The following is a 22083-nucleotide window of genomic DNA, read 5'->3' as shown; positions in this document are numbered from 1 at the left end:
GCGGTGGCCGGCTGCGAAGCGATTGACAGTCTGCGGCACGCGGACCATACTGATGATTATGTATCACGAATAATGATACACTTTTTGGGAAACGCAAAGTGAGGTTGCCGTGAAAGCGAACGTGATCGTCCATAAGGACTTCGCGGTCTCTCCGATTGACGATCGTGTCTACAGCTCGTTCCTTGAGCATCTGGGTCGCGCGATCTACACCGGTATTTATGAGCCCGGACATCCGACCGCCGACGAGGATGGCTTTCGCGGCGACGTGATCGATCTCGTCCGCGCGGTGAAGACGCCATATGTGCGTTATCCCGGCGGAAATTTCGTATCCGCCTATAACTGGGAAGACGGCATCGGTCCGCGCGAGCTGCGTCCGACTCGCCTCGACCTCGCTTGGCGCACCCGCGACGACAATCGCATCGGCGTCAACGAATTCGTCGACTGGTGCAAGAAGGCCGACACCAAGCCGATGCTCGCCGTCAATCTCGGCTCGCGCGGCCTCGATGCGGCGCGAAACTTCGTTGAATATTGCAACCATCCGGGCGGCTCCTACTGGAGCGACCTTCGCCGTCAGCACGGCTGGAAGGACCCGCACAACGTCAAGCTCTGGTGCCTCGGCAACGAGATGGACGGCCCTTGGCAGGTTGGCCACAAGACGGCCGAGGAATATGGCCGCCTCGCCAATGAGACCGCCAAGGCGATGCGCCTCTTTGACAAGTCGCTTGAGCTGATCGTCTGCGGCTCGTCGAACGCCGATATGCCGACCTATCCCGATTGGGAAGCGACGGTGCTCGATCACACCTATGACTCGATCGACCACATCTCGCTGCACATGTATTTCGCCAACAACGAGCATGACACGCTCAACTATCTGGCGAAGGGCGAGAAGCTCGACCGTTACATCAATACGATCGGCGGCGTCATCGACTTCATCAAGGCCAAGAAGCGGTCGAAGAAGGACGTCAAGATCTCGTTCGACGAGTGGAACGTCTGGTATCACAGCCGCGAGCAGGACAAGAAGATCCTCGAGGGCGACGAGTGGCCGGATGCGCCGCATCTGCTCGAAGACCTCTACAATTTCGAGGATGTGCTGCAGGTCGGCGGCATTCTCAATACGTTCATCCGTCGTGCCGACCGCGTGAAGATCGCCTGCATCGCGCAGCTCGTGAACGTCATCGCGCCGATCATGACGGAAGAGGGCGGTCCGGCCTGGAAGCAGACCATCTACTATCCGTTCCTCTATGCCTCGATCTATGGCCGCGGCACCTCGCTGCGCGCCGTCGTTGACGGCCCGACCTATGACAGCGAATTCGGCGATGACGTGCCGTATCTCGACGTCTCGGCCGTCCGGTCGGTGGCTGGCGATGAGGTCACCTTCTTCATCGTCAATCGCCACCTGACGGAGACGCTGGACCTTGCCGCGACGCTTGAGGGTTTCCCGGGCGCGCGCCTCGTCGAGCATATCCAGATGACGCATCCGGACCTCAATGCCATCAATACGGCGGCGAACCCGGACAATGTCGTGCCGAAGACGGTGTCGGGAACGGTCGTTGAGGCGGGCAAGCTGCAGTCGAAGCTGCCGCCGCTCTCCTACAACGTCATCCGCGTCGCGGTCTGACGGATCGGGGGGCGGCTCCGGCCGCCCCCGTTATCTCTCCGTCGTCCACGTCAGTTCGATGCCGCGAGAGAGTTCTTCACGAAGCTGCCGGCCTGCATGATGATGGGCATGTGCTGGCCCTGGCCTGTCAGCAGCGCGAGATCGGCAAGCGGATCGCCGTCGACCAGAATAAGATCCGCGTGAGCGCCGGTTGCGATGCAGCCAATCTCTCCAGTCATGCCGATCAGATCGGCGGCGACCGACGTCGCCGAGCGTATCACCTCGACCGGCGGCAGGATGCGGCCGCGAATGACAAATTCGTCGGATTGGAAGCGGTGCATTTCGCCGAGCAGATCGGTGCCGTAGGCCATGGGCACGCCGGCCTCGCGCAGGATTTCCAGCGAACGTGGGCTTCGGATGCGCACGTCGTCGATCTTGGCGACTGAGTCCGGCGGCAGTCCCAGCGATGCGCCTTCGCTGTGCAAGGCCTCATAAGTGACCAAGGTCGGGCAGGCGATCGCGCCGCGCTCGGCCATCAGCAGCGCGGTTGGCGGCTCGATCAGATTGGCGTGCTCCACGGAGCGGATGCCGCACGCGACGGCGCGTGCGATGGCCTCGTCGGTATAGAGATGCGCCGAGACATAGGTATGGGCGTTCCGTGCTTCCTCGACGATCGCCTCCAGCTCGGCTTTTGAAAATTGCAGGACATGGATGGGGTCGGTTGGCGAGGCGACGCCGCCATTGGCCATGATCTTGATGAATGTTGCGCCTTGCCGCAATTCGTCGCGCGCCGCGAGACGGCAGCTCTCGACGCCATCGCAAAGCCGTCCCATCGTGCCGAGCCGGTAGGTGAGGTCTTCGGCGAGCCGATTGTCGTAGCGGCCGCGCAGGTCTGAATGGCCGCCGGTCTGCGAGAGAGCCTTACCGCAGATGACGAGGCGCGGCCCTTCGATCAGGCCTTGCGCCAGCGCATCGACAAGCGCGTGCGTCGCGCCGCCGACATCACGGACGGTCGTGAAGCCACGGCTCAGCATCCCGGCCATGATCCGCGCGGCCCCGAAAGCAACAAGCGCGTCGGGCAGGCGGGCATTGCGCCCGAGATCGGCCATCGTGGCCGTGACATGGACATGGCAGTCGATGAGGCCGGGCATCAGCGTGCGCCCGCCGCAATCGATCCTTACGGCATCGCCATCGATGATTGGCCGATCCGAAATCTCGGCAATCCGCCCGTCCGCGACGCGAACGAAACGGTCGTGCTCGTCCGTCGATCCGTCAAGGAGGCGGGCATTCTCGAAAACGACCGAAGGCTGGATCATGCGTGTGAGTCCGTATCTGGGGTTCTTGCCGAGGCAGCACGGGTCGCGCCCTCGATCTGTTCCTTGAGCACCGCCTTCCAGAAGCGCAGCAGACGGCGGAAATAGACGGGGTCATCCCGCAGCACCGTCTGGACGCCCATGCCACGCAGCAGGCAGAGGGTCGCGTTCAGCATGACCTCGATTTCCAGCGCGCCGAGGCCGGTGCCAGCGAAGAAGTGGCGCCATATGGCGTCGAGATTCTCGTGGAATGCCCGCGTCCGTTTTTCGAGGCGCACGCGCAGATAGTCGTTGTGCCGAGCAGCGGTCACTTCCTCCAGCGTCAGCATGAAGAAGCGCCCGGAGAAGATGATCCACACGCGGTCGATGAAGTCGCTGAGGCTCAGGGATCCGCTCTGAACCAGCCCGGCATAGGTGCGGATGTCACTGGTCACCATGGTGAGGTGCTTGTCGAAAGCCTCCACCACAAGTTCGTCCTTGCCCGCGAAATGATGGGCCAGCGCGCCGCGCGTAAGGCCGGCGCGCGCGGCGATGTCCACAGCCGAAGTGCCCGCATAACCCTTCGAGAGAAGAAGGTCGAGCGTGGCTTCGATCAGCCGCGCCCTGGTCGCGGCGGTCCGCTCTTCCTGGGTGCGCGATGATTTTTCGGGGGTGGGCTGCATGGCGCGAGGGTAGCAGTCTCTATAAAACATGCAAGCATGCATGTATGTATTGACAGGGTTCCGATTGCCTGACAGGCTTCGGCCATCGTGACGCCCTAGCTGATAACGAAGCCGGGCAGGGCGATCACAAATCGGACAGGATCGAAGGCGAGGCGGGTAACACTCGAGGTTTACTGCTGCGTGCGTCTATGAATAGAAAGCAACGTCGCAATGCTCTTGCGGCGAAGTGTTAGTTGTACTTGCGAGAGTTGCTAGCGCGATGCCGACGAGCTGGAAGCACAGGGCATCGGTAAAGATGCTGTCTAAACAATAGTCACTGAGTGGTTATGGTTTGGACTTCGCTGGCATTCGACAGAATGCTAGCTTCAATAATCGATTTAGTTTTGTTCCGACGAGCCGAGGCGCACGTTTTCGTGCGGCGTGCGGCTGGAGAAATCCCATGCCTGAGACGACGCTGGCCGCCGCCAATGTGAAGATCGTTCACGACAAGACCCGCAATCTGAAGCGCTTCTGCGAATTGATCGAAGAGGCCGGCGCCTCTGATGTCGACGTCCTGGTGCTGCCGGAAATGGGCCTGCAGGGCTATGCCGATTTCGGGCTGGCTATGGGTTCGAAGGCGGCAGCCGAGCAGAAGCAGTATTATTTCCGCGAGGCGGAGACCATTCCGGGGCCGTCGACGGATGCCATCGCGGCCCTGTCGCGGCGCCACGGGATGCTCGTGCAGGTCGGCCTCGCCGAGAAGGCGCTGCACGGCAACGCGATCTACAACTCGACCGCGCTGGTAGGACCGGATGGCGTCCTCAGCATCTACCGCAAGACTCACAACACCTTTGAGTTTCCCTATTTCTCGCCGGGCGAGGAGATGCCGGTCGTCAGCACCGCCCATGGCACGCTGGCCAGCATCATCTGCTACGATCTCGCATTCCCCGAACTGCTGCGCAGCTACGCCGTCAAGGGCGCCGATGTCGTCCTGATGTCGACCGCATGGCCGATGAAGGGCCATGACCGCGCGACTGACTATCACGGCTGGGCTATGGACCTCGCATCGCAGTCCAACGCCTTCTTCAACCAGTTCTGGCTGGTCGTCTCCAATCATTGCGAAAAGGGCGCCTATTCGGCAGGCGTTGATTATTATGGTGGCAGCCAGATCGTCGACCCGACGGGCAAGGTCGTTGCCTATCTTGCCGACGAAGAGGGGCTCGTGGTCCACAAGGCCGACCTCCAGGCCGAGATCCTCGCCTCCCGCACGGAAGCCTTTTTCGGCCTCAACCTGCTGCAGGATCGGCGACCGGAGCTTTATGGCGGGCTCATCGACGAGGGCCACCGCTATCCGGCCGAGGCCTTGCAGCAAGGCGTGATCGGCGCTCGCTCGCCAGCCGCGCCAAAACCCCTTCATGAGCGGCCCCGGCTCGCCAAGCCCGCTCGATCCGTTTGATGCGCCGGCCAGCAGAGCAGATTCAATGATCACGACCGAGAGCATCGCCGCGGCGGAAGACCTGCTGGCGATCCGCTATACGCCGGCCGAGCGCGCGCAGATGCTCGACAATCTCGAGGGCCAGATCGCTTCGGCCGTCGCGCGCCGCGCTGTCGTACTCGACAATGCGATGCCGACGGCAAGCCGTTTCGATCCGCGCCTTGCCACGACGCCGGTGCCGCCACCGCAGACCAAGCCCGTCTATTCCTCCGTCGCGGCGGCTTGTCCCGCTGAGGACGCGGACATTGCCTTTGCGCCGCTGACCCATCTCTCGGCCTGGATGGCCTCGGGCGCGCTGACGAGCCGGCGGTTGACCGAGATCTATCTCGCGCGCATCGCCGCGTTCAATCCGCATCTCTTCTGCTATGCGACGGTCATGTCCGAGACCGCGCTGGCGGAAGCCGACGCGGCGGACGCGCTGCTTGCGAGCGGCACCTTGCTTGGCCCGCTGCATGGCATTCCCTATGGGCTGAAGGATCTCTTCGACACCAAGGGCGTCGTCACAGGCTGGGGCGCCGAGCCGTTCCAGGATCGCATTCCGACGGAGGATGCGGCGATCGTTCATCGCCTCCGTGCCGCCGGCGCGGTCCTGCTCGGCAAGACGACCGTTGGCGCACTCGCCTACAACGACATCTGGTATGGCGGCCGGACACGCAATCCCTGGAATCTCGAGGAAGGTTCGAGCGGCTCGAGCGCCGGCTCGGCATCCGCCACCGCAGCGGGCCTTTGCGGCTTTTCGATCGGCACCGAAACGCTCGGCTCGATCACCTCGCCAAGCCAGCGTTGCGGCACCACGGGTCTCCGCCCGACCTTCGGCCGCGTTTCCCGCGCCGGCGCCATGGCGCTCTGCTGGTCGCTCGATAAGGTCGGCCCGATCTGCCGCGGCGTCGAGGATACCGCGATCGTGCTAGCGGCCCTGAACGGCTTCGATCCGGCCGATCGCGGTTCGCTCGGCGCTTCTTTCAACTTCGACGCCACGGCCTCGTTCGAGGGACTTCGCATCGGCTTTCTGCCCGAGGCGTTCGGCGAAGGGGCAACCGAGGTCGATCATGCGGCGCTCGCCGCCGCGCGGTCATTGGGTGTCGACGTCGTGGAAGTCGCGCTGCCGGATCTTCCTTATGAAGCGCTGATGAACATTCTCTACGCCGAGGCGGCGGCCGCTTTCGAGCCTCTGACGCTCAGCGATCTCGACGACACGCTGACCTGGCAGGATGACGGCGCCTGGCCGAACACCTTCCGCAAGGCGCGCTTCCTTTCAGCCGTTGACCACGTCCAGCTGGACCGGCTGCGCTATCAGGTGATGCTGGCGCTTGACGCGCTCTTCGCCGATGTCGACCTGCTGATCGGCCCGTTCATGACGGGACCGATGCTGGTGGCGAGCAATTTCACCGGTCATCCCTGCCTGCATCTGCGCGCCGGCTTCCTCGAGCTCGCAACCCGCGGCGCGGCCTCGCTCGGCGCCGGCAAGCTGACGACCGGCGAGCCCGGCGCCGATGGCCCGCTGTTCAAGGTGCCGCAGGGCATCTCGCTCTGGTGCCGCCTGTTCGATGAGGGCCGGCTCGTCAATTTCGGCATCGCTCTTGAACGCGCGCTCGGCGTCGCCTCTGCGCGTCCCCCACTTCCGGCCTGATCTGACCCATCGCATGCCCCGGCTCCTGCCGGATTCGCTCATCCGCTCAACCGCATCGCCGCTAGAGGATCCTCCCATGAACCGCAGAGACTTCCTGAAGACCACGGCCCTTCTGGGCGGCGGCGCTTTGATGATGACCGGCTGGCCGGGCGCACTGCTGGCGCAGGAGACCCCCAAGAAGGGCGGCACGCTGATCTGGGGGCACTCCGAGACCACACAGAGCCTCGACATGCATGTCACCGGCTCGGCTTCGACGCTCCGCCTGCTCGAGAACATTCACTGCCCGATCGTCACCGTCGACAAGGCGTTCAACGTCATCCCGATGCTCGCCGAGAGCTTCGAGGAGAGCCCCGACGGACTGACCTACACGTTCAAGTTGCGCAAGGACGTCAAATTCCACAACGGCAAGACGCTGGATTCCGCGGACGTCAAATATTCGTTCGACCGGGTGCGCGATCCGAAGACCGGTGCCGTCAACTTCGAGGTGTTCAAGGATGTCACCGCGATCGAGACCCCCGATGCGAACACCGTCATCGTCAAGCTCGGCCGCGTCAATGCGCCGTTCCTGAGCCGCCTCGCCGAGAACGGCGCCGGCGTGATCATGCCGGCGGGCTCCGGCGAGGGCCAGGCGAACATGCCGGTCGGCGCCGGGCCGTTCAAGTTCGTCCGCCGCGAATTCGGACATGAGGTCGAGCTGGTTCGGTTCGACGATTACTTCGAAGGCCCGGCTTATCTCGACAAGGTCATCTCGCGCGAAATCACCGAGCCGACCGTGCGCTTGACCGGACTGCGCACCGGCGAACTGCACATGATCAACGACATCCCGGCCGATCGCGTTACCGAGGTCGAAGGCATCGACACGCTGCAGACGCTGAAGTGGTTCCCGCTCAATTTCGACTTCCTGAACTTCAACCACGACTTTGAGCCCTTCAAGGACGCGCGGGTCCGCGAGGCCTTCGACCTGATGATCGACAAGGAACAGTTGCTGCAGGGCGCGCTCTGGGACCAGGGTAAGCTGACGGCTTCGCCGAGCTTTCCGACCTCAAGCTCTTACGATGCCGCCCTCCAGCAGCGTCCGCAGGATCTCGACAAGGCGATGGCGCTGCTCGCCGAGGCTGGCTACGGGCCGGGCAAGCTGAAGCTCGTCTTCAAGACGACGACCAACTATCCCTATCATGTCGAGTCGGCGCAGATCATGGCCGAATGGTTCCGCGCCGCCGGCGTCGAAATGAAGATCGAGCAGCTCACCTGGGCCGACTGGCTGAGCCAGGTCTGGGTGAACCGCGACTTCCAGATCTCGATGATGAACTTCTTCACGCTGTGGGAGCCGGACTTCCTCTACTACAGCCTCTGGAACTCGACCGGCGCGTTCAACTATCGCAATATCAAGGATGCCGAGATCGACGCGTTGACCCAGCAGGCGCGCGGCACGGTTGATCCCGTCGCCAGGGCCGATCTCTACAAGAAGGTCCAGCAGCGCATCCACGATCAGACGCTGGACGTGATCCTGTGGTTCCGCAACGGCACCATCGGCGCACAGAAGACGGTCGGCGGCCTCGACACGATCGTCCATCCGAACGGCAGCAACCTGCGCTTCCACAAGGTCTGGCTCAACACCTGATCCCGCGACCGGCCGGGCTGCACTCGCGGTCCGGCCGGTTCTCGTCTCCTCGCCGAGCAACAACGCCCCTGACCCGCCGAGGCCAATGACCTATCTCCTCAACCGCCTGTTCTCGATCGTGCTGACGCTGTGGCTCATTTCGGTCATCACGTTTGCGGTCACCAGCATTCTGCCCGGCGATGTCGCTATGATGATCCTCGGCACGCAGAGCAATCCGACGGCGCTCGCTGGTCTTCGCGAACAACTCGGCCTCAATGATTCGCTCGTCGCGCAATATGGCCGCTGGATCGGCGGCATGGTGGTCGGCGATTTCGGTCATTCGCTCGTCTTCAAGGAGCCGATCGCCGACCTGATGGCGCAGAAGATGAAGGCGAGTGCGCTGATCGTCGTCATGTCGATGGCGATCGCGCTCGTCTGTGCCGTGCCGCTCGGCGTCTGGGCGGCGGTTCACCGCAAGAAATGGCAGGACACGGTCTCGTCGAGCGCCGCTTTGTTGGGCATCAGCCTGCCTGACTTCTTCTGGGGCATCGTGCTGATCCTGTTGTTCGCGCGAACGCTCGGCTGGTTTCCCTCAAGCGGCTTCGTCGATCCCTCCGTCGATTTCATCGGCGCCGCCCGCCATGCCTTCCTGCCGGCGCTGGCGCTCGGCCTTGGGCTGATGGCGCATCTCACCCGCGTCACCCGCTCGACAATGACGGGCATCCTCAACCAGGAATTCATCCGTGTCGCCCGCGCCAAGGGTCTTTCCGAGGGCAGCGTCGTCTGGAGCTACGGCCTCAGGAATGCGGTCGGCCCGATCATGACCGTGGCGGGCCTGCAGATCGGCTATCTTTTCGGCTCGATCATCGTCGTCGAGACCCTGTTCAACTACACCGGCATGGGCTGGATCACCTATCAGGCGCTGCTCAATCGCGATGTGCCGTTGATCCAGACCTCGGTGTTCTTCATCGCCGCAGTGGTGATGCTCACCAATTTCGTGGTCGACCTGCTTTATCTGCTGGTCGATCCCCGCATCAGGATGCAGTAGCCGTGAAGCGTTTCCTCACCCCGCAAGGCGTGATCGGCTTCACGCTGATCGTCCTCATCGTCGGCATTGGCATCTTCGCACCTCTGGTCATTCCGGCCGACATGGCGACCAAGATGAAGATGACGATGCGTTTGAAGCCGCCAAGCATCGGCTATCCCTTCGGCACGGACCAACTTGGCCGCGACATCTTCTTCCGCGTGCTGCTTGGCGCCCATACTTCGCTCGGGATCGCCGGTGCCGCCGTAGCCATCAGCGTGCTGATCGGCCTGCCGCTCGGCATCATTTCCGGCTATGCGCGCGGCGCCGTCGACAACGTGCTGATGCGCATCGTCGATACGTTGCTGAGCTTCCCGGCGCTCCTGCTGGCGCTGACGATCTCGGCGATGCTCGGCCCGAGTATCCCCAATACGATCATCGCGATCGGCATCGCCTTCACTCCGTTCCTCGCCCGGATCATCCGGGGCGAGGCGCTGCGGGTTTCAGCCATGCCCTATGTCGAGGCGGCCCGCGCTGCGGGTACCAACGACGCCGCGATGATCTGGCGCCATATCCTGCCGAACGTGCTGCCGCTCGTCATCGTGCAGGCAACGATCAGCCTCGCATTCGCGATCCTCGCCGAGGCCGGACTCTCCTTCCTAGGGCTCGGTACGCAGCCGCCGAACTCCTCCTGGGGCCTGATGATCCAGGCCTCGCGCGACTATCTCGACGTCGCGCCCTGGACTGCGCTCGCGCCGGGCGCCGCCGTAGCGCTCACCGTGCTGGCGCTCAACATGTTCGGCGATGTCCTGCGTGACGTCCTCGATCCGAGGGCCTCGTGATGACCGCACCGACAACCCCGCAGACTTCGCACGGCCAACCGATCATCAAGGTCTCCGGCCTCCGCGTCGAATTCCAGACCGATGACGGCATGGTCGCCGGCGTCAAGGATGTCAGTTTCGAGATCCAGCCAGGCGAGACGCTGTGCGTCGTTGGCGAATCCGGGTCCGGCAAGTCGGTGACGTCGCTCTCCATCCTGCGCCTGATCGAATTCGGCGGCGGCCGCATCGCGGCGGGTTCGCTTGAATTCGCGCGCGGTAGCGGCGAGGTGATCGACCTCGCCAAAGCCGAGCCAGACGTCATGCAAGGCATCCGCGGCAACGAGATCGGCATGATCTTCCAGGAGCCGATGACCTCGCTCAATCCGGTCTTCACGATCGAGCGGCAGCTAACCGACGGCTTGAAACGCCATCGCGGTCTGACCGGCGAAGACGCGCGGGGCAGGGCGCTCGAGCTGCTGAAAGAGGTCCGCATTCCGGAACCCGAACGGCGGTTGACGCAATATCCGCATGAGCTTTCGGGCGGAATGCGCCAACGCATCGTCATCGCCATGGCGATGGCCTGCCGGCCGCGACTGCTGATCGCTGACGAGCCGACAACGGCGCTCGACGTGACCATTCAGGCCGAGATCCTTGGCCTCATCGATCGGTTGAAGCGCGAGAACGGCATGGCCGTGCTGTTCATTACACATGACATGGCCGTGGTCGCGCAGATGGCTGACCGCGTCGTCGTCATGTATCGCGGCGATGTCGTCGAGGAGGGGCCTGTCCGCCAAATCTTCGAGCATCCGCGCGAGACCTACACCAAGGCGCTCCTCGCGGCCGTGCCGAAGCTCGGCGAGATGCGCGACAAGCCCGCGCCCGAGCCGATGCGCATCCTCGGCGACGAGACGGAGCGCGCCATGGCGTCGCCGCCGGCCGAAGGCGGCAGGATCGAGCCGCTCCTGACCGTGAAAAACCTGACGACCCGCTTTCCGGTCAAGGGCGGTCTGCTCCGCCGCACCGTCGCAAATGTTCATGCGGTCGAGGATGTCAGCTTTTCGCTCGCGAAAGGCCAGACACTGTCGCTCGTCGGCGAATCTGGTTGCGGCAAGTCGACCTGCGGTCGTTCCATCCTCCGGCTTGTCGAGGCCAATTCCGGGGAGATCCAACTCGATGGCTGGGATGTGCGTTCGCTCAGCCGGCTCGATCTGAGGCATGCCCGCCGTGACATGCAGATGGTATTCCAGGATCCGTTTGCCTCGCTTAACCCCTATCGGCGGCTGCTCGACCAGGTCGCCGAGCCCTTGGTGAATTTCGGCCTCGCCTCGGGCAGCGAACTGCATGACCGTGTCGCGCATCTCTTCGATCGCGTGGAGCTGCCGCGAAGTTTCCTGCGCCGCTTCCCGCACGAGCTTTCCGGTGGTCAGCGCCAGCGCGTCGCCATTGCCAGGGCGCTTGCTCCAAGCCCGAAGCTCATCGTCGCCGACGAGAGTGTTTCGGCGCTCGATGTCTCGGTGCAAGCGCAAGTGCTCAACCTGCTGATGGAGCTTCAGGCCGATCTTGGCCTGTCCTTCCTGTTCATCAGCCATGACATGGCGGTGGTCGAGCGCGTGTCTCACAATGTCGCGGTGATGTATCTCGGCCGCATCGTCGAGATCGGCCCTCGCGCCGCCGTGTTCGAAAATCCGCGCCACGCCTATACGCGCTCGCTGCTCGAGGCCGTGCCGATCGCCGATCCGGCACGCCGCCGCCCGCATGACGACCGCAGCTTCCGCCCACTCTCCTCGCCGATATTCCCGGTCGGGGCCGCCGTCGAGCCGTCCAGCTATGACGAGGTGGCGCCCGGCCATCTCGTGCTGCGTCCGCTCGCGGCCGCCTGACCTCTTCTGAAGGACCAAGCAATGCCCATCGTCAACCGGATCGCCGATTTCCACGCGGACATGACCGCCTGGCGGCAGGATCTGCACCGCCATCCCGAGCTGGCGCTCGAAGAGCACCGCACCAGCGCCGTGATCCAGGAAAGGCTCAAGGAGTTTGGTGTCGACGAGATCATCACCGGTTTTGCAGGAACCGGCGTCGTCGGCGTCATCCATGGCGCGAAGCCGGGCCGCGCGATTGGACTGCGTGCCGATATCGACGCCCTGCCGATCCATGAGGAGAGCGGCGTTCCGCATGCCTCGACGACGGCGGGCGTTATGCATGCCTGCGGCCATGATGGCCACACCGCGATGCTGCTCGGCGCGGCGCGTTATCTCGCCGAGACGCGCAATTTCGACGGCACGGTTTACGCGATCTTTCAGCCGGCCGAGGAGTTGCATGGCGGCGGCGGCATGATGGTGCGCGAGGGCCTGTTCGAGCGCTGCCCGATGGATCTGGTCTTCGGCATGCACAACTGGCCGAAAGCGCCTGCCGGCGAATTTCTGTGGCGCGTCGGGCCGACCATGGCAGCCGTTTCCCGTTTCACCATCACGATCACGGGACGCGGCGCGCACGGCGCGCAGCCGCATGACGGCGTCGATCCGATCGTCGTCGCCGGCGCGATCGTCGCCGCCTTGCAGAGCGTGGTCGCCCGCAACGTGCCGCCCCTCGAAAGCGCGGTCGTCACTGTCGGCGAGATTCGAGGCGGCGGTGCATTCAACGTCATTCCCTCGGAAGTGATGATGCGCGGAACGACGCGCTGGTATCTGCCGGAGATCGGCGATCTCGTAGAAAGCGCGATGCAGCGCATCGTCCGTGCCACCGCCGAAGCCTATGGGGCGACGGCCGAACTCATCTACGAGCGGACCTATCCGGCGACGATCAATGACGGGCCGGCGACGGAGCTGTCGAAGCGGGCCGCGGAAGCGGTTGCCGGCGCGCGCGGCGTCTCGGAATTGCCGCAGCCGACCATGGGCGGGGAGGATTTCTCGTTCATGCTCAACGCCAAGCAGGGCAGCTACATCATGCTCGGGAGCGCGCGCACGGATGAGGACCCGCAGCTTCATCATCCGCGCTATGACTTCAACGACGAGGTCCTGCCGGTCGGCGCCAGCTATTGGGCGACTCTCGCTGAGCAATTGCTGCCGCGCTCGGCACCCTGACCGCGGCTGGAGGCGCCGCCGGTCTCGATCGACCTGCTTGATGAGGCACTAGGCACTGGCGCAGAGAACGATCTCGCGCCGGTGCGGCCGGTCGCGATGCTCGAAGAGATAGAGCCCCTGCCAGCGGCCGAGCATCATCCGTCCATCGAGAACCGGGATCGACAGGGAAACCTGCGTCAGCGCGGATTTGATGTGCGCCGGCATGTCGTCGGGACCTTCCAGTCGGTGAACCAGATAGGCCATCGACGGGTCGTTCGCCGGCGGTACGAGCCGCGCGAAGAAGGCGTTCAGATCGCGGACGACATCCGGGTCGGCGTTCTCCTGCACCAGCAGCGAGGCCGAGGTATGGCGCACCAGTACCGTGAGAAGGCCGGTTCCGATATCGGCGCGGGCAAGGAAATCCTTGGCCTCGTCGGTGAATTCGTAAAGGCCCTGGCCGTGGGTCGGCACGATGACGGTTTCTATGATTGCCATGCATGAGGCCTGACGGCCGCGCCGGATCCTGTCAAGCGCTGTGGTGGAAGCGCGCGGCCCAATCGGCCGGGAACGCACCATTGTCCGGCGAGTTGCCCCATGGGCATCGATGGCCGCAAACGGGATCGATCGAGGGCGACTGGAGCATGATTCATGGACAAGCATACGGCCGATGAGGTCTCGCACGCCGTCGTCACTGCGGGACCCGAGATCCCCGCCGCGCCGCAATTCTTCATTCCGTCCACGGCTTCACTGCAGGAGCGGCGGCCGCGCACGCTGAAGCATGGCGACACGTTCGGCGTCTTCGATCACAACGGTGATGCTGCATCCGGTCCTGGTAGTCCCGAGGGCGTCTATCACCGCGACACACGGCACCTCTCGCACCTCGCGCTCAATGTCGCCGGTCATCGACCGATCCTGCTGAGCTCTACGCTGCGTGACGACAATGCGACGTTGACCTGCGATCTTGCCAATCCCGATCTATTCGGGCCGGACGGGACACGTGTACTCGACCACGATCTCATCCATATCCGCCGATCGCGGTTCCTCTGGAACGCGACGTGTTTCGAGCGCATCGCGATCCGCAACTTCGACCAGGTGCCACACCGGCTGACGCTGACGATCGATTTCGCCGCCGATTTCGCCGATCTCTTCGAGGTGCGCGGCACCAAGCGCGAAAGGCACGGCGAGCACCATCCGGCGGAGATCCGAGCGGATGGCGTGGTGCTCGCCTACACGGGACTGGATGGCGAGCGACGCGAGACCAGCCTCCGTTTCGATCCCCGCCCGGAAGCGGTCGCGGCCGACCGGGTTACCTATACGATCGACCTGCCGCCGAACGCCGCCGAACTGCTGTTCGTTGAAATTCGTTGCGGCGCGCGCGAGACGGCAACGGCATCACGCCGCGCATTCTTCCAGGCGCTTCGCGACGCGCGGCGGGCGCTCCGGGCCTCGTCCGGCCGGGCGACGGCCATCACGACCTCGAACGAACTGTTCGATGAGGCTGTGCGCCGCAGCGTTTCGGATCTCTATATGCTGATCACCGAGACGCCGGAGGGACCCTATCCCTATGCCGGCATCCCCTGGTACAGCACGGTGTTCGGTCGGGACGCCTTGATCACGGCGCTCCAGACCCTCTGGCTCGATCCTGCGATTTCGCGTGGCGTCCTACTGCAGCTCGCGGCTAACCAAGCGACAGCCTATGACCCAGCCGCTGATGCCGAGCCGGGCAAGATCCTTCATGAAGTCCGCCGAGGCGAGATGGCGGAACTCGGCGAGGTGCCGTTCCGCCGCTACTACGGCAGTGTCGACTCGACACCGCTCTTCATCATGCTGGCCGGTGCTTATCTCGACCGAACCGGAGACGTCGCGACGGCCAGGCGACTCTGGCCACATGTCGAGGCAGCGCTTGGCTGGATCGAGAAGGATGGCGATCGCGATGGCGACGGCTTCGTCGAATATGGCCGCCAGCGCGCGGAAGGGTTGATCAACCAAGGTTGGAAAGACAGCCACGACTCGATCTTCCATGCCGATGGAAGCCTCGCCGAAGGGCCGATCGCCGTGGTCGAGGTGCAGGCCTACGTGTATGGCGCGTGGCGCGCGGCGGCGCGTCTTGCCGCGGCGCTCGGAAGACCGGACGATGTTGCGCTTTATGATGAAAAGGCCGAGGCGCTGCGCCGGCTCTTCGACAAGCACTTCTTCGACGAGGCGCTCGCGACCTATGTCCTGGCGCTCGACGGCGCCAAGCGGCCCTGCCGCGTGCGCAGCTCAAATGCTGGTCACGCACTCTACACCGGCATCGCTTATCCGGAGCGCGCCGCGACTCTCGTCGCGACGCTGATGGACAGCTCGTCTTTTTCCGGCTGGGGGATCCGTACGATCGCCTCGACCGAGGCGCGCTACAATCCGATGAGCTATCACAACGGCACAGTTTGGCCGCATGACAACGCGCTGATCGGCGCTGGCTTCGCGCGCTATGGCTATCGGCACGAGGCTGCCCGTCTCGCCGAAGGCCTGTTCTCCGCCTCGATCTATATCGAGCTGCGCCGACTGCCGGAGCTTTTCTGCGGCTTTCCGCGCCAGCGCAGCCGTGGGCCGACCTTCTATCCGGTCGCCTGCTCGCCGCAGGCCTGGGCCGCCGGCACGCCATTGTCACTGATCCAGTCCTGCCTCGGCCTGCGCTTCGATCCCTCGGCTGGCGAGATCATGTTCGACGAGCCGGTGCTGCCGCCCTTCCTGGACGAGCTTATCCTGCGCCGCCTTCGCGTCGGCCCGGGTCGGATGGATGTCGCCCTCAGGCGGAGCGGGCAGGAGGTCGTCGTCAATGTCCTGGCCCGCGAGGGCCGGGTGAGGGCGCTCACGCGGAATTAGGGCCGAGGGAGGCCCGCCCATTAACGGACCTACGCTTGAGCTTGACGCCTGAATGTTGCCGTGGGATGGGATTGGCGTTCAACCTCTGGCCCCTCCCGTCTCGGGCGCGCCGCAACTTTCAAAAGAAAGGGCGCGCCATGACTCCGCGTCACATCGGGCCTCCTCCCCATCAAGACGATCCCTACAGCAAGCTCGTGTCGCCGCATGGCGTCCCGGTCGATCAGCTCGTCTCCGTTCTTCAGAAGGAGATCAGGCGCAGTCACGTCGATAACGCCGTGCGCGCCGCCTACGAAATGCTGATCACCTCCGAAGCCGTCGCCGATCATTTCTGGCATCGGCTGAAATTGATCGCGGTCGAGGATGTCGGCATGGGCCTGCCGATGGCGCCGCTGCTCGTCAACTGCCTGCACGACAACTACCGCACCTGCAGTGGGGGCGAAAAGATCATGATGGCGGTGCATGCCGTTCGCCTGCTCGCGACGGCGCAGAAGGATCGCACCAGCGCTGAGCATACCGACCTCGTCATTCAGCTCGTGGCACGCGGCGAGGCCGCCGTCGAAGTCCCGGACTATGCGCTCTGCGTCCACACGCGCGCCGGCCAGGAAATGGGACGCGGACTGATGCAGTGGTGGGAGAACGGCGCCAAGGTCAATGACGAGTTCGCCGGCGCCGATCATACTTATCGAGAGCGCCTCATCCCGATCTGTCGGGAAGCCGAGGCTGGCTCCTGACGCGTTTCAATGGGCGGCCTGGCCATCCCGGCCGCCCACTTTCCGGGCGATGACAGGATCGGCGAAAGGCGCGCGAAGCCCATCTTGCTGGCGCGACTCGTCGCGTGTTTTGCTAGCATCACATAACTGGATTGGACGGGCCTCCTGTGGGACTGGCTTTGCGTCCGCCATGCGGCAAGACAGGGGTGGAGCATGACGCGGATCGGGGCCCGCTTGGGCGGTCGGCAGCGAAGCATCGGCTGGAAGTGGATAGCGACCGGGCTCTGCGTTGCCACGGCTCTGGTGGCCATTCCCGTCATTGGCAAGACCGCAGAGAGCGTGGCACCACCATCCCTGTCGAGCACGGTCGCTGGCTCTCCCGAGGCGATCGCGAGCCGTCTCTCGACCATGCTACAGTCGGCCCGCGCGGTGATCTCGAAGCATCAGACCGAGATCAACGATCCGGCCGTCGGCGACAAGCATCTCGATGCGGCGGCCGTCATTGCCGAGGCCACGGCCAATTATCAGAAGAAGACAGGTGAGGATCCGGCGAGCTATCCGCCTTCGACCCGCCAGGGACGCTTGATCGCCGCGCAGCTCGCCTCGATCAAGGAGGTGATGGACGACGCCCAGCCGCTGATCAACGAAAAGGGCGTCGCGTTCAAAGGGTTCATTCCCGCGACCTTCGCCCGTCTCGTAAACGAGTCCTTCGCGCGAAGGGTCGGGGGCGAGGCGCACATAAAGGTCACCGCACCACCCGAGCTCGTGCGCAATCGCAAGGCACGGCCGGATGGCTGGGAGACGGCCGTGATCGCCGACAAGTTCCGCAGCCCCGCCTGGACGCGTGGTACCAGTTTCTCCGAAATTGTTGAGGCGAACGGCGGCAAGGAATTCCGCATGGCGGTGCCGGAATATTACGCCGCGTCCTGCCTTTCCTGCCATGGCGCGCCGAAAGGCTCGATCGACATCACTGGCTATCCGCGCGAGGGGGCGGCCGAGAGCGATCTTGGCGGCGTCATCAGCGTCGTCCTTGCCAATCCCTGAGCCGCGCCCGTGGCCCGCTCACTCATCCGACTGCTCCGTACGACCTCCATCCCGGTCCGCACCATCGTGCTCGCCGTGCTGCTGTTGCTGCCGATGGCGGCGACGAGCGCCTACATCTTCTGGACCGGCCAGCGCGCGGCGGTGACGGTCGGCGAGGCGCAGCGCATCGCCGCGATGTCGGATGCGGTGAGCGAGGTTCATTCGGCCTTCCAGGACCTGCTGTATTGGCGCGCCGACCTCGCGGTCAGCCTGCTCACGCTGGCCGAAACAAAGGGCGACGCCGCGCGGGCGCGTCTCGATGCCGGTCTTGCGGCGTTGAAGCCTTTCATGCCGAAGGAGGCCGAAGCGATCGGTGCCGGCGTCGCCGCTTTCGACGCCAGCGCGATGAAAGCCGTCGACGCCTATACCGACGACCAGCGCGTTGTCGGCAATGCGCTGTTTGCCGAGGCGAGGGGCCATGGCGAACAGGTAGAGGCGCTTTTATCGGGCATCGAACCGCAGCTGCGTAGCCAGGCCGCGGCGGCGCGCGTCGAGGTGCTGAGGCAGTTCACCAACGGAACCAATGTCTCGCTCATCGTCACAGCCGTGGCCGTCGTTCTTGGCGCTCTACTGACCTTCATCGTTCTCGCCTCGATCCTGCCGCCGCTCAAGCAACTCGTCACGGCCATCGGCGAGATCACGCGGGGGCGCAGCGACGTCGCCCTGCCGGAGCCGGCGCGCGATGAGCTCGGCGCCATGCGCGATGCGCTCGGCCTTCTCGCCGAGAGCATCCGCGAGCGTGACCGTCTTGCCGAGGAAGCGCGGCGGCAGAGACAGACGCTGTTCGACGCCATCGAGAGTATCAACCAGGGTTTCGCGCTCTATGATGCCGATGACCGCCTGCAGCTGACGAATACGCAGTATCGCGGCATGCTGACCGCGATCGCGGATGCCATCAGGCCGGGAATGGCATTTGTCGATCTGTTGCGCCGCTCAGCCGAGATGCGCGGTCTCGGCGCGGAGGAAACCGAGAGCTGGATCGCCGAGAGGCTGGCGCGCCGTGGGCGTCCTGAATCGCATGTCGAGCAGTTCATCGACGGGCGCTGGGTGCAGATCCAGGAGCGGCGGACGGGGCAGGGCGGCATCGTCGCCGTCTATACCGACGTCACGGAGCTTCGCGAGCGTCAGCGGGAACTCGAACTCGCCAAGGAGGCGGCAGATCACGCGACGCAGGTGAAATCCGAGTTCCTCGCCAATATGAGCCATGAGCTGCGGACGCCGCTGAACGCGATCATCGGCTACAGCCAGCTGCTGATGCAGGACGCCGAAGACGATGGCAATGCGGACGCGGTCGCCGATCTGAAGAAAATCGAGGGTGCGGGGCAGCATCTCCTCAGCATCATCAACGACATCCTCGATCTATCCAAGATCGAGGCGGGGCGGATGGAAGTCTATCTCGAGGCCGTCGATCTCGCCGCCCTCGCCCGCGACGTCGAAACGCTGGTGAAGCCGCTCGCCGCGAAGAATCGGAACACGTTCCGCGTCGAGATTCCGCCCGATATCGGTTCGGTTCGCACAGATCACACCAAGCTGAAGCAGATCGTCCTCAATCTGCTGAGCAATGCCACCAAGTTCACGCGGGACGGCACGGTGACGATGTCAGTCGTCCGGAGCGGCCGACAGCTGGTCGTTTCGGTGACGGATACAGGCATCGGCCTGACCGAGGAACAGCAGGGGCGCCTCTTCCAGGCCTTCTCGCAAGCCGACAGTTCGACGACGCGGCGCTTTGGCGGGACGGGCCTCGGCCTTGCCATAAGCCGAAGCTTCGCCCGCACGCTTGGTGGCGACCTGACGGTGACCAGTACGCCGGGCGAGGGCTCGTGCTTCGTGCTGAAGATTACAGATGGTGGCGCCGAGGCGCTCGAGAGTGAGGGCGAGGCGGCCGTGCCAGAGGGTGACGCGCCGGCCAATCTCGGCGGCAAGGCCGGCCGTGTGTTGGTGGTCGACGATGATCCACATACCCGCCACATCATCGGCTCCCATCTCGTTCGCGAGGGCTATGCGCCCCTCTATGCCGGTTCGGGCGCGGAGGCGCTGGAACTCGCCCGCTCGGAGAAACCCGACGCCATCACGCTCGATATCATGATGCCGCAGGTCGACGGCTGGGCGGTGCTGGTGGCGCTCAAGGAAGATCCGGAGCTTGCCGACATCCCGGTCGTGATCGTGTCGATCACCGATGACCGGAGCCTTGCCTTCACGCTCGGCGCAGCCGCCATGCTCACCAAGCCGCTCAACCGCACCGAGCTGCTGGCGACGCTTGAGCGTCACTTGCCCGACCGAAGCGCAGCCGAGGGCCAGACATTGCTCGTCGTCGAGGACGATGCGCCGACGCGTGAACTGATGGGCCGCATCGGAGAGAAGCTCGGTATGGCGACCGCCGAAGCGCGCAATGGCCGTGAAGCGCTTGATTGGCTGGCTGGCCACCCAGTGCCGCACGCCGTCCTGCTTGATCTCAACATGCCCGAGATGGATGGATTTGAATTTCTCGGCCATCTGCGCGCCGCTGAAGCCTGGCGCGACATTCCCGTCATCGTCGTAACCGCGCGAGAGCTTTCCAATGATGAGCGCGCCCGGCTCAGCCAAACGACCCAAGGCATCATTGCCAAGGGCAAGGCGGCGCATTTCGAATTGAGCCGTGCCATCCGCGCGGTCACGGAAGGAGGGACGGGCTGATGGCCGTGATCCTGCTCGTCGAAGACAACGAGCTCAATCGCGACATGCTTTCGCGACGGCTGAAACGGGCCGGCCATACGGTGCTTCTCGCCGTCGACGGACAGGAGGCCGTCGACAAGGCGCTGGGCCAAGCGCCTGATCTCGTCTTGATGGATCTGAGCCTGCCGGTCTTCGATGGCTGGGAGGCCACGCGACGCATTCGCAGCGCCGAAGGTGGCGCCAGTCTGCCGATCATCGCGCTGACAGCGCATGCGATGGTCGGCGAGCGCGAGGCGGCGCTCGAAGCCGGTTGCCATGACTTTGATACCAAGCCTGTCGATTTCGAGCGCCTGACCGCGAAGATGGCGGCGTTACTCGGCGCGGGCTGAGCGCCTCAATCGGCGGACGGCGGTCTCCAGCGCAGCACCAGCGCCGTGATGTCGTCGAATTGCGGCGCGTCACCGGCATGGGCGAGAACGCGCTCGATGAGCCCGCCGCTGAAGGCGCGTGCCGCGTTTCCGGCGAGCGACAGGCAATCGGCCATCAGGCGCTCCGACGTATAGAGCTCGTGACCGTCATTCTCCATTTCGGGCAGCCCGTCGGTCATCAGCACCAGTGTCTCGCTCGCGCCAAGCTGTATGTCGCGATCCGCGAAAGTCAGGTGATCCATGACGCCGATCGGTGGATCCGCATTCGTCCGATCGGCCACGATCCCGTCCGCGCCGACCTTGAAGGGCGGCAGGTGGCCCGCATTCACATAGTCGAGCCGCCCGCTGGCGATATCGAGGAAGCCGAGGACCAAGGTCACGAAGACGCAGTCCTCGTTGTTCTTGCAGAGCTCTTCATTGAGCAGCGTTGCGACCTCGGAGGGGCGCGGCATCCGCCCGGCAAGGGCGTAGAACTGCAGTGTCCCCGCGCGCAGCAGGCTTCGCGTGCGGGCCATGAACAGCGCCGCCGGCATGCCCTTGCCGGAAACGTCGCCGATCGCGATGCAAAGCGTTCCTGGCGTCACCTCGAAGAAGTCATAGAGATCGCCGCCGACTTCCTGCGCCGGCATCATGACGGCATGGAGATCGATCGCACCGCCGGGCGAGGGGAAATGTGTGTTGACCATCGCGAGCTGCTGCTGGCGCGCGCTTGCCATCTCAACCTCAAGACGGGTCAGCTGCCGCCGCACCTCAGCGCGCAGCGCCTTCTTCTCTAGCACCGAGCCGATGCGCGCGCGGAGGATCGACGGATTGAATGGCTTCGGCAGATAGTCCTCGGCGCCGAGATCGATGCACTTGACGACCGTTTCGATCTCGGTCGACGCCGAAATCATGATCACGGCCGTCTGCTCGAGCCGGTTTTCTAGACGGATCGCCTCCAGCACCTCGACCCCGTTCATGCGCGGCATCATCACGTCGAGCAGAACGAGATCGACCGGATGGGCGCGAATGTGATCGAGCGCAGCCACGCCGTCCTCGGCTTCGGCAAGATGGCGGAAACCAAGCCGTTGCAGCCGGCGCAGCAGGATGGCGCGGTTGTCCTCGACATCGTCAACGACGAGGATATGGCTGTCGGCTACGTGCATTGGAAAAGATCCAGACGGGC

Annotated in this window: 17 protein-coding genes; 13 read left to right on the top strand and 4 right to left on the bottom strand. The window is 64.2% G+C overall.

Features of this window, described 5'->3' with window-relative positions; translation table 11 throughout:
• Positions 1 to 109: 109 nt before the first annotated feature.
• Positions 110 to 1618, top strand: coding sequence for an arabinosylfuranosidase ArfA (gene arfA, locus BUB39_RS14855; RefSeq protein WP_073054751.1), 1509 nt, complete (start codon positions 110 to 112; stop codon positions 1616 to 1618).
• Between the two features lie 50 nt (positions 1619 to 1668).
• Here the strand turns inward: arfA and BUB39_RS14850 are convergent, their stop codons facing one another.
• Together BUB39_RS14850 and BUB39_RS14845 are read right to left on the bottom strand one after the other, a co-directional pair.
• On the bottom strand, positions 1669 to 2913 hold the full coding sequence (locus tag BUB39_RS14850; RefSeq protein ID WP_073054748.1) for a metal-dependent hydrolase family protein: 1245 nt from the start codon (positions 2911 to 2913) through the stop codon (positions 1669 to 1671).
• Positions 2910 to 3572 (bottom strand): TetR/AcrR family transcriptional regulator, encoded by a 663-nt coding sequence (locus tag BUB39_RS14845; RefSeq protein WP_073054746.1) that lies wholly within the window; start codon positions 3570 to 3572, stop codon positions 2910 to 2912. Before BUB39_RS14845 ends, BUB39_RS14850 begins: the two co-directional genes overlap by 4 nt.
• Positions 3573 to 4011: 439 nt before the next feature.
• Here BUB39_RS14845 and BUB39_RS14840 point away from each other — a divergent pair, with 439 nt between their 5' ends.
• From BUB39_RS14840 to BUB39_RS14810, 7 genes are all read left to right on the top strand, one after another.
• Positions 4012 to 5007: a carbon-nitrogen hydrolase family protein gene (locus BUB39_RS14840; RefSeq protein ID WP_073054744.1), complete on the top strand. Its 996-nt coding sequence runs from the start codon at positions 4012 to 4014 to the stop codon at positions 5005 to 5007.
• 25 nt (positions 5008 to 5032) lie between these two features.
• On the top strand, positions 5033 to 6676 hold the full coding sequence (locus tag BUB39_RS14835) for an amidase (RefSeq protein ID WP_073054741.1): 1644 nt from the start codon (positions 5033 to 5035) through the stop codon (positions 6674 to 6676).
• 76 nt (positions 6677 to 6752) lie between these two features.
• A complete protein-coding gene (locus tag BUB39_RS14830; protein ID WP_073054739.1) occupies positions 6753 to 8297 on the top strand; it encodes an ABC transporter substrate-binding protein in 1545 nt (514 codons plus the stop codon).
• Positions 8298 to 8382: 85 nt separating this feature from the next.
• A complete protein-coding gene (locus BUB39_RS14825; protein WP_073054737.1) occupies positions 8383 to 9324 on the top strand; it encodes an ABC transporter permease in 942 nt (313 codons plus the stop codon).
• Positions 9325 to 9326: 2 nt separating this feature from the next.
• On the top strand, positions 9327 to 10142 hold the full coding sequence (locus BUB39_RS14820; protein ID WP_073054734.1) for an ABC transporter permease: 816 nt from the start codon (positions 9327 to 9329) through the stop codon (positions 10140 to 10142).
• Entirely contained in the window at positions 10142 to 12001 is a 1860-nt protein-coding gene (locus BUB39_RS14815) for an ABC transporter ATP-binding protein (RefSeq protein WP_073054732.1), read from the top strand. The genes BUB39_RS14820 and BUB39_RS14815 overlap by 1 nt, the downstream gene beginning before the upstream one ends.
• Before the next feature lie 21 nt (positions 12002 to 12022).
• Positions 12023 to 13201: a M20 aminoacylase family protein gene (locus BUB39_RS14810; RefSeq protein ID WP_073054730.1), complete on the top strand. Its 1179-nt coding sequence runs from the start codon at positions 12023 to 12025 to the stop codon at positions 13199 to 13201.
• Positions 13202 to 13249: 48 nt separating this feature from the next.
• Here BUB39_RS14810 and BUB39_RS14805 read toward each other — a convergent pair whose 3' ends face one another.
• Positions 13250 to 13675, bottom strand: a complete 426-nt coding sequence (locus BUB39_RS14805; RefSeq protein WP_175561879.1) for a secondary thiamine-phosphate synthase enzyme YjbQ — start codon at positions 13673 to 13675, stop codon at positions 13250 to 13252.
• Between the two features lie 153 nt (positions 13676 to 13828).
• Here BUB39_RS14805 and BUB39_RS14800 point away from each other — a divergent pair, with 153 nt between their 5' ends.
• From BUB39_RS14800 to BUB39_RS14780, 5 genes are all read left to right on the top strand, one after another.
• Complete coding sequence (locus BUB39_RS14800; protein WP_073054728.1) at positions 13829 to 16045, top strand: amylo-alpha-1,6-glucosidase; 2217 nt, start codon at positions 13829 to 13831, stop codon at positions 16043 to 16045.
• 137 nt (positions 16046 to 16182) lie between these two features.
• Positions 16183 to 16776: an AAA family ATPase gene (locus BUB39_RS14795; RefSeq protein WP_073054725.1), complete on the top strand. Its 594-nt coding sequence runs from the start codon at positions 16183 to 16185 to the stop codon at positions 16774 to 16776.
• Positions 16777 to 16968: 192 nt separating this feature from the next.
• The gene (locus BUB39_RS14790) at positions 16969 to 17799 is read left to right on the top strand and encodes a Tll0287-like domain-containing protein (protein ID WP_084527407.1); all 831 of its coding nucleotides are present in this window, start codon (positions 16969 to 16971) and stop codon (positions 17797 to 17799) included.
• Positions 17800 to 17808: 9 nt separating this feature from the next.
• Positions 17809 to 20511: a response regulator gene (locus tag BUB39_RS14785; RefSeq protein ID WP_073054723.1), complete on the top strand. Its 2703-nt coding sequence runs from the start codon at positions 17809 to 17811 to the stop codon at positions 20509 to 20511.
• Entirely contained in the window at positions 20511 to 20879 is a 369-nt protein-coding gene (locus BUB39_RS14780) for a response regulator (protein ID WP_073054721.1), read from the top strand. The genes BUB39_RS14785 and BUB39_RS14780 overlap by 1 nt, the downstream gene beginning before the upstream one ends.
• A gap of 5 nt (positions 20880 to 20884) precedes the next feature.
• On the opposite strand, the gene BUB39_RS14775 is transcribed toward BUB39_RS14780, so the two are convergent.
• On the bottom strand, positions 20885 to 22063 hold the full coding sequence (locus tag BUB39_RS14775) for a PP2C family protein-serine/threonine phosphatase (RefSeq protein ID WP_073054718.1): 1179 nt from the start codon (positions 22061 to 22063) through the stop codon (positions 20885 to 20887).
• Positions 22064 to 22083 lie beyond the last annotated feature (20 nt).

It is taken from the genome of Kaistia soli DSM 19436, from assembly GCF_900129325.1.
Taxonomy (GTDB): domain Bacteria; phylum Pseudomonadota; class Alphaproteobacteria; order Rhizobiales; family Kaistiaceae; genus Kaistia; species Kaistia soli.
This window is presented reverse-complemented; position numbering and strand designations above follow the sequence as displayed.

Bases quoted from the DNA above. Each gene is read 5' to 3' on its own strand.
- BUB39_RS14850 (WP_073054748.1), bottom strand. From the start codon at position 2,913: ATGATCCAGCCTTCGGTCGTTTTCGAGAATGCCCGCCTCCTTGACGGA.
- BUB39_RS14845 (WP_073054746.1), bottom strand. From the start codon at position 3,572: ATGCAGCCCACCCCCGAAAAATCATCGCGCACCCAGGAAGAGCGGACC.
- BUB39_RS14840 (WP_073054744.1), top strand. From the start codon at position 4,012: ATGCCTGAGACGACGCTGGCCGCCGCCAATGTGAAGATCGTTCACGAC.
- BUB39_RS14835 (WP_073054741.1), top strand. From the start codon at position 5,033: ATGATCACGACCGAGAGCATCGCCGCGGCGGAAGACCTGCTGGCGATC.
- BUB39_RS14830 (WP_073054739.1), top strand. From the start codon at position 6,753: ATGAACCGCAGAGACTTCCTGAAGACCACGGCCCTTCTGGGCGGCGGC.
- BUB39_RS14825 (WP_073054737.1), top strand. From the start codon at position 8,383: ATGACCTATCTCCTCAACCGCCTGTTCTCGATCGTGCTGACGCTGTGG.
- BUB39_RS14815 (WP_073054732.1), top strand. From the start codon at position 10,142: ATGACCGCACCGACAACCCCGCAGACTTCGCACGGCCAACCGATCATC.
- BUB39_RS14810 (WP_073054730.1), top strand. From the start codon at position 12,023: ATGCCCATCGTCAACCGGATCGCCGATTTCCACGCGGACATGACCGCC.
- BUB39_RS14805 (WP_175561879.1), bottom strand. From the start codon at position 13,675: ATGGCAATCATAGAAACCGTCATCGTGCCGACCCACGGCCAGGGCCTT.
- BUB39_RS14800 (WP_073054728.1), top strand. From the start codon at position 13,829: ATGGACAAGCATACGGCCGATGAGGTCTCGCACGCCGTCGTCACTGCG.
- BUB39_RS14795 (WP_073054725.1), top strand. From the start codon at position 16,183: ATGACTCCGCGTCACATCGGGCCTCCTCCCCATCAAGACGATCCCTAC.
- BUB39_RS14790 (WP_084527407.1), top strand. From the start codon at position 16,969: ATGACGCGGATCGGGGCCCGCTTGGGCGGTCGGCAGCGAAGCATCGGC.
- BUB39_RS14780 (WP_073054721.1), top strand. From the start codon at position 20,511: ATGGCCGTGATCCTGCTCGTCGAAGACAACGAGCTCAATCGCGACATG.
- BUB39_RS14775 (WP_073054718.1), bottom strand. From the start codon at position 22,063: ATGCACGTAGCCGACAGCCATATCCTCGTCGTTGACGATGTCGAGGAC.